The sequence below is a fragment of the Ideonella sp. B508-1 genome (assembly GCF_000333615.1).
GTDB lineage: Bacteria > Pseudomonadota > Gammaproteobacteria > Burkholderiales > Burkholderiaceae_C > Ideonella.
The window spans coordinates 1-6429 of record NZ_BADL01000535.1; the positions used below are offsets into that span (position 1 = coordinate 1).

Sequence of the window (6429 nt, forward strand, 5' to 3'; positions counted from 1 at the left end):
AGACAGGACCCGTGGCCCTGGGTGAGAAGACTACCGCGGTGGCATCGCCGATCGCAAGGTGCCGGCCTGTGCCGGCTGCCACGGCCCCAGCGGTGCCGGCATCCCGGCACAGTACCCGCGTCTGGGAGGCCAGCATGCCGAGTATGTGGAGGCCCAGCTGACCACCTTCCGCAGCGGCGCCCGCACCAACAGCCCGCAGATGATGGACATCGCCGGCCGCATGAGCGACGCCGAAATCAAGGCCGTGTCCGACTACGTGGCCGGCCTGCATTGAGCAGGGGCAGAATCAGCCGCTCCAGCGCTGGGCCAGGGCCTGGCGATTGCCGTGGGCATGGCGCTGGCGCTGCGCCACAAGCGCAACCCGGCCTTCGTCTACAACTCGATGTCTGACGGCGAGCTTGACGAGGGCTCGACCTGGGAAGCGGCCATGGGCGCGGCCCACCACGGCCTGGGCAACCTGATCTGCCTGGTGGACATCAACAAGCAGCAGGCCGACGGGCCCTCGGGCCAGGTGATGGGCTTCGAGCCGCTGGCCGACAAGTGGGCGGCCTTCGGCTGGCATGTGCAACGGGTGAACGGCAACGACCTGCCGGCCGTGCGTGCCGCCTTCGATGCCGCGCGTCAGCTGGCGGAGCCCCGGCCCCGCGTCATCCTCTTCGACACGCTGATGGGCTGCGGCGTGCCCTTCCTGGAGCAGCGCGAGAAGAACCATTTCATCCGCGTCGATCCGCCGGAGTGGCAGCAGGCCCTCCAGGTGCTGGACGCATCGCAAACGCAAGGAGCGACGGCATGAACGCCACCCTCGACAAGAAGCCCCGCCTGACGACCTCGGCCATGATCGCCTCGATCGCCGCCGAGGGACAGCGCGTCAAGGCCGCCCCCTTCGGCAAGGCGCTGGTGGCACTGGCCGCCACGCGGCCGGACATCGTCGGCCTGACCGCCGACCTGGCCAAGTACACCGACCTGCACCTCTTCGCCCAGGCCCATCCGGACCGCTTCTTCCAGATGGGCATGGCCGAGCAGCTGCTGATGGCCGCGGCCGGCGGCATGGCCAAGGAAGGCCTGGTGCCCTTTGCCACCACCTACGCGGTGTTCGGTACCCGTCGTGCCTACGACTTCATCCACCAGGTGATCGCCGAGGAGAACCTCAACGTCAAGATGTGCTGCGCCCTGCCGGGCCTGACCACCGGCTACGGCCCCAGCCACCAGGCCACCGAGGACATCGCGCTGATGCGCGGCATCCCGGGCCTGACCATCGTCGACCCCTGCGATGCGCTGGACATCGAGCAGGCCGTGCCGCAGATCGCGGCGCACGCCGGGCCGGTCTACATGCGCCTGCTGCGCGGCAACGTGCCGCTGGTGCTGGACGAGTACGACTACCGCTTCGAGCTGGGCAAGGCCAAGATGCTGCGCGAGGGCAACGATGTGCTCGTCATCGCCAGCGGCTTCATGACCATGCGCGCGTTGGAGGTGGCCCAGGACCTGGCCGCCGATGGCGTGGACGTGGCAGTGCTGCACAGCCCCACCATCAAGCCGCTGGACGAGGCGGCCATCCTCGAAGCGGTGCGCTACCGCCACCGCCTGGTGGTGGTGGCCGAGAACCATTCGGTGATCGGCGGCCTGGGCGAATCGGTGGCCAGCGCCCTGCTGCGCCATCGGGTGCAGCCCGCGGGCTTCCAGATGGCGGGCCTGCCCGACGCCTTCCTCGACGCCGGCGCCCTGCCGACGCTGCACGAGCGCTATGGCATCAGCCGCGAGGCGCTGGCCGCGCGCATCAAGGCCTGGCTGGGCTGACCGGCCCTGTTCTTTCCCTTTCCATCTTCTTCCCTGGAGTGACCACAATGCTTCTCGCAGACAAAGTAGCCCTGATCACCGGCGGCGCCGGCCGCAACGGCCTGGGTTTCGCCACCGCCCGCATGATGGCCGAGCACGGCGCGCGGGTGATCATCCTCGACCTGGCGGGCGCTGACCCCGCGGGCGCCGCTGCCGAGCTGGGGCCCCAGCACCTGGGACTGGTGGCCGACGTCACCGACAAGGCCTCGTGCGAGCGTGCCGCGGCCCAGGCCCTGGAGCGCTGCGGCCGCATCGACATCCTGTTCAACAACGCGGGCATCACCCAGCCGCGCAAGACGCTGGACATCACCGCGGCCGACTACGAGGCCGTGATGGATGTGAGCCTGCGCGGCATGCTCTACATGTCGCAGGCGGTGCTGCCGGCCATGCGGGCGCAGAAGAGCGGCTCGATCATCAACACCTCCTCGGTCTCGGCCCAGCGCGGCGGCGGCATCCTGGGGGGGCCGCATTACTCGGCGGCCAAGGCCGGCATGCTGGGCCTGGGGCGTGCCATGGCGCGCGAGTTCGGCATCGACGGCATCCGTGTCAACGCCATCACCCCGGGGCTGATCGCCACCGACATCAACAAGGGCCTCATCCCCGAGGACCGCATGAAGGGCATCCTGGAGCAGATTCCGCTCAACCGCATTGGCAACCCCACCGACGTGGCCGGCTGCGTGGTGTTCCTGGCCAGCGACCTGGCCAAGTACCTCACCGGCGTCACGCTGGATGTCAACGGCGGCATGCTGATCCACTGAAGCGGCGTTCGACCGCGTCCCAGCTGTCCATTCCAAGAACCAGGAGACACACATGAGCCTTTCCCTCAAGCGCCGCCATCTGCTGGCCGGCACGGCCGCACTGCCGCTGTTCAGCATCCTGCCGCGCCGTGCCGATGCCGCCGAGTTCACCTTCAAGATGGCCACCGGCCAGGACCCCACCCATCCGGTCAACAAGCGTGCCCAGGAGGCCATCGACCGCATCAAGGTCGCGACCAACGGCCGGCTGGAGATCCGGCTCTTCCCGGCCAACCAGCTGGGCTCGGACACCGACCTGATGTCCCAGGTGCGCAATGGCGGTGTGGAGCTGTTCAACCAGGCCAGCTCGGTGCTGTCGACCCTGGTGCCGGCTGCGGGCATCGTCAACACCGGCTTCGCCTTCTCGGACAGCGAACAGGTGTGGAAGGCCATGGACGGCGGCCTGGGCAAGTATGTGCGGGCGCAGATCGAGAAGGTCGGCCTGCTGACCCTGTCCAAGCCCTGGGAGAACGGCTTTCGCCAGATCACCACCTCCACCCGGCCGATCAGCAGCCCCGATGCGCTCAAGGGCCTGAAGCTGCGGGTGCCGGCCGCCCCCATGCTCTCCACCCTGTTCACCGCGCTGGGCGCCAGCCCCACGCCGATCAACTTCAACGAGGTGTACTCGGCGCTGCAGACCAAGCTGGTGGAAGGGCAGGAGAACCCGCTGGCCATCATCGCCACCGCCCGGCTCTACGAGGTGCAGAAGTACTGCAGCCTGACCAACCATGTGTGGGACGCCTACTGGATTCTGGGCAACCGCCGCGCCATCGAGCGCCTGCCCAAGGACATCCAGGAGGTGATGTTCCGCGAGTTCGACCGTGCCGCCAGCGACGAGCGGGCCGACATTGCCGCGCTGAGCAAGTCGCTGCGTGCGGACCTGGGCGCCAAGGGCCTGCAGTTCGTGGATGTGGACAAGGCCGCCTTCAAGGTCGCGCTGGGCAAGACCAGCTTCTACAAGGACTGGCGCGCCAAGTTCGGTGACGAGGCCTGGAAGCTGCTGGAAGAAAGCGCAGGCGCGCTGGCCTGACCCCATTTCCCCCGACGACGACATGACGCCACGCCCTCACCCCGCGGTGGGGGCGCACGGAGAGGCTTTTCCATGACAGAACCCACCGCCTCGAAGCTCGCCCATGCGATCCGCTTCCTGGCCATCGACGCCATCGTGCGCGCCACCGAGGGCCACCAGGGTGTGCCGCTGGGCATGGCCGAGGTGGCCACCGCGCTCTACACCCGCCATCTGAAGTTCCTCGCCGCGGACCCCCTCTGGCCCGACCGCGACCGTGTGGTGCTGTCCAACGGCCACGGTTCGATGCTGCTCTACGCCCTGCTGCACCTGACCGGCTACGAGGCCTTCCCGATCGAGCAGCTGCGCAGCTTCCGGGAACTGGGCTCTCACTGTGAGGGTCACCCGGAGTACGCGCCGGCCCATGGCATCGAGGTGACCACCGGTCCGCTCGGCCAGGGCATCGCCAATGCCTTCGGCATGGCCGTGGCCGAGGCCTACCTGAATGCGCGTTTCGGCAGCGGCCTGGTGGATCACCACACCTACGCTTTTGTCGGCGACGGCTGTCTGCAGGAAGGCATCGGCCAGGAGATGATCTCCCTGGCCGGCCATCTGCAGCTGGGCAAGCTGGTGCTGCTGTGGGACGACAACCGCATCACCGACGATGGCAGCACGGCCCTGTCGATCAGCGAAGACGTGGCCGAACGCTTCCGCGTGGCCCAGTGGCATGTGGTGGAAGTCGATGGCCACGACCTGGAGGCGGTGTCCGCCGCCCTGGCCGAGGCGCGGCGCGATCCCCGGCCTTCGCTCATTGCCTGCCGCACCGTCATCGCACGGGGCCTGGCCCGCCTGCAGGGGCAGCGCGGGGGTCACAGCGCTCGCCTCTACCCCGAAGACGCCGAGGCGGCGCGGCGCGACCTGGACTGGCCCCATGGCCCCTTCGAGATCCCCGAGGCGGTGGGCCAGGCCTGGCGGGCCGCCGGACGCCGCGGCGCCGAGACCCATGCGGCCTGGTGTGCCCGGCGCGACGCGCTGGCCCCGGCCGAGCGCGCCGAGTTCGAGCGCGTGCTGGCCGGCCAGCTGCCCGAGGGCTGGCGCGAACTGCTGCAGGCCTACAAGCGCGAAGCCACGGAACGCGAGGATGCGCCCGGCGGCATCCTGATCTCCGCCGAGATCAACGACCGCCTCACCGACCTGCTGCCCGAACGCATGGTCGGCTGCGCCGACCTGGAAGCCCCCACCAGCCACAAGCGGCGCCTGCGGGCCTTCACCTCGCAGGACCGCAGCGGCGCCTATGTCCATTGCGGTGTGCGTGAGCACCTGATGGGGGCCATGGCCAACGGCATGGCCGCCCACGGCGGGGTGCTGCCGCTGGCCGTGACCTACCTGGCCTTCTCGGACTACGAGCGGCCCGCCATGCGCATGGCGGCGCTGATGGGCCTGCCGGTCAAGTTCGTCTTCAGCCACGACTCCATCGGCCTGGGCAAGAACGGCCCGACCCACCAGCCGGTGGAGATCCTGGCTTCGCTGCGCGCCATGCCCAACATGCTGGTGCTGCGTCCCGCGGACGCGGTGGAGGCCGCCGAATGCTGGGAGATTGCGCTGGAACACCACAGTGGCCCGGTCTCGCTGGTCTTTGCGCGCCAGGCGCTGCCGCGCGTGCGCCCAACGGCCGGTGCTGACAACCTGTCGCGCCGCGGTGCCTATGTGCTGGCCGAGGCCGACGGCGGCCCGCGTGCCGTGACCCTGCTGGCCACCGGCTCGGAAGTGGCCCTGGCCCTGGCCGCCCGGGCGCTGCTGCAGGCTGGGGGCACCCCCACGGCCGTGGTCTCCATGCCCTGCTGCGAACGCTTTGATGCCCAGGACCCGGCCTACCGCGCCGCGGTGCTGGGGCCGGGCACGGTGCGGGTGGCGGTGGAGGCCGCGGTGCGCCTGGGCTGGGACCGCTACCTGGGCGAGCGCGGCGGCTTCATCGGCATGAGCGGCTTCGGTGCCAGCGGACCGGCGGAGGCGCTCTATGCCCGCTTCGGCATCACCCCCGCCGCCATCGCGGCCGAAGCCCTGCGCTTGCTGACGCACTGAGCCCCATGGAACACATCGTCTTTCTGGACCGGGCCACGCTGGCGCCTCAGATCACCTTGCGCCAACCCGGCTTCGCGCATCACCTGGTCGAGCATGCCCGCACGGCACCCGACGAGGTGGCCGCGCGCCTGGCCGGTGCCACCATTGCCATCACCAACAAGGTGCCGATCACGGCCGCCACGCTGGCCCAGCTGCCGGCGCTGCGGCTGGTGGCGGTGGCCGCCACCGGCACCGACTGCGTGGACAAGGCAGCCTGCGCCCGCCAGGGCGTGGCGGTGGCCAACATCCGCGGCTATGCCGTCAACACGGTGCCCGAGCATGTCTTCGCCCTGATCCTGGCGCTGCGCCGCAGCCTGATGGCCTACCGCGAGTCGGTGCTGGCCGGCCGCTGGCAGCAGAGCGGGCAGTTCTGCTTCTTCGACCATCCCATCCGCGACCTGGCCGGTGCCCGGCTGGGCATCATCGGCGAGGGTGTGCTGGGCCAGCGCGTGGCCGAACTCGGCCGGGCCTTCGGCATGCAGCCGCTGTTCGCCGCCCACAAGGGCCGCAGCGGGCAGGGCCGCCTCTACACCCCCTGGCAGGAGGTGCTGGAGACCAGCGACGTCATCAGCCTGCATTCGCCCCTGACATCGCAGACGCGGCACATGATCGCCCTGCCCGAGTTAGAGGCCATGAAGCGCCGGCCGCTGATCATCAACACCGGCCGCGCGGCCT

The 6429-nt window shown here is 69.8% G+C and carries 5 protein-coding genes and 2 pseudogenes; all 7 read left to right on the forward strand.

Going from position 1 to position 6429, the window contains the following annotated elements; all coding sequences use genetic code 11:
• Window positions 1-31: 31 nt before the first annotated feature.
• Window positions 32-274, forward strand: a pseudogene (locus I73_RS34935) (cytochrome c); the annotation flags it as partial.
• A 3-nt stretch (window positions 275-277) separates the two neighbouring features.
• A pseudogene (locus I73_RS29570) lies at window positions 278-793 on the forward strand (transketolase); the annotation flags it as partial.
• Complete coding sequence (locus tag I73_RS20915; RefSeq protein WP_022982402.1) at window positions 790-1794, forward strand: transketolase family protein; 1005 nt, start codon at window positions 790-792, stop codon at window positions 1792-1794. The pseudogene I73_RS29570 and the gene I73_RS20915, both read left to right, overlap by 4 nt.
• A 47-nt stretch (window positions 1795-1841) precedes the next feature.
• Complete coding sequence (locus tag I73_RS20920; protein WP_022982403.1) at window positions 1842-2591, forward strand: SDR family NAD(P)-dependent oxidoreductase; 750 nt, start codon at window positions 1842-1844, stop codon at window positions 2589-2591.
• A gap of 52 nt (window positions 2592-2643) precedes the next feature.
• Complete coding sequence (locus I73_RS20925; RefSeq protein WP_022982404.1) at window positions 2644-3657, forward strand: TRAP transporter substrate-binding protein; 1014 nt, start codon at window positions 2644-2646, stop codon at window positions 3655-3657.
• Between the two features lie 72 nt (window positions 3658-3729).
• Entirely contained in the window at window positions 3730-5715 is a 1986-nt protein-coding gene (locus tag I73_RS20930) for a transketolase (protein ID WP_022982405.1), read from the forward strand.
• Window positions 5716-5720: 5 nt separating this feature from the next.
• Window positions 5721-6429: NAD(P)-dependent oxidoreductase (locus tag I73_RS20935; protein ID WP_022982406.1), on the forward strand; the 709-nt coding region annotated here is incomplete at its 3' end.

Bases quoted from the DNA above. Each gene is read 5' to 3' on its own strand.
- I73_RS20920 (WP_022982403.1), top strand. From the start codon at position 1,842: ATGCTTCTCGCAGACAAAGTAGCCCTGATCACCGGCGGCGCCGGCCGC.
- I73_RS20930 (WP_022982405.1), top strand. From the start codon at position 3,730: ATGACAGAACCCACCGCCTCGAAGCTCGCCCATGCGATCCGCTTCCTG.
- I73_RS20925 (WP_022982404.1), top strand. From the start codon at position 2,644: ATGAGCCTTTCCCTCAAGCGCCGCCATCTGCTGGCCGGCACGGCCGCA.
- I73_RS20915 (WP_022982402.1), top strand. From the start codon at position 790: ATGAACGCCACCCTCGACAAGAAGCCCCGCCTGACGACCTCGGCCATG.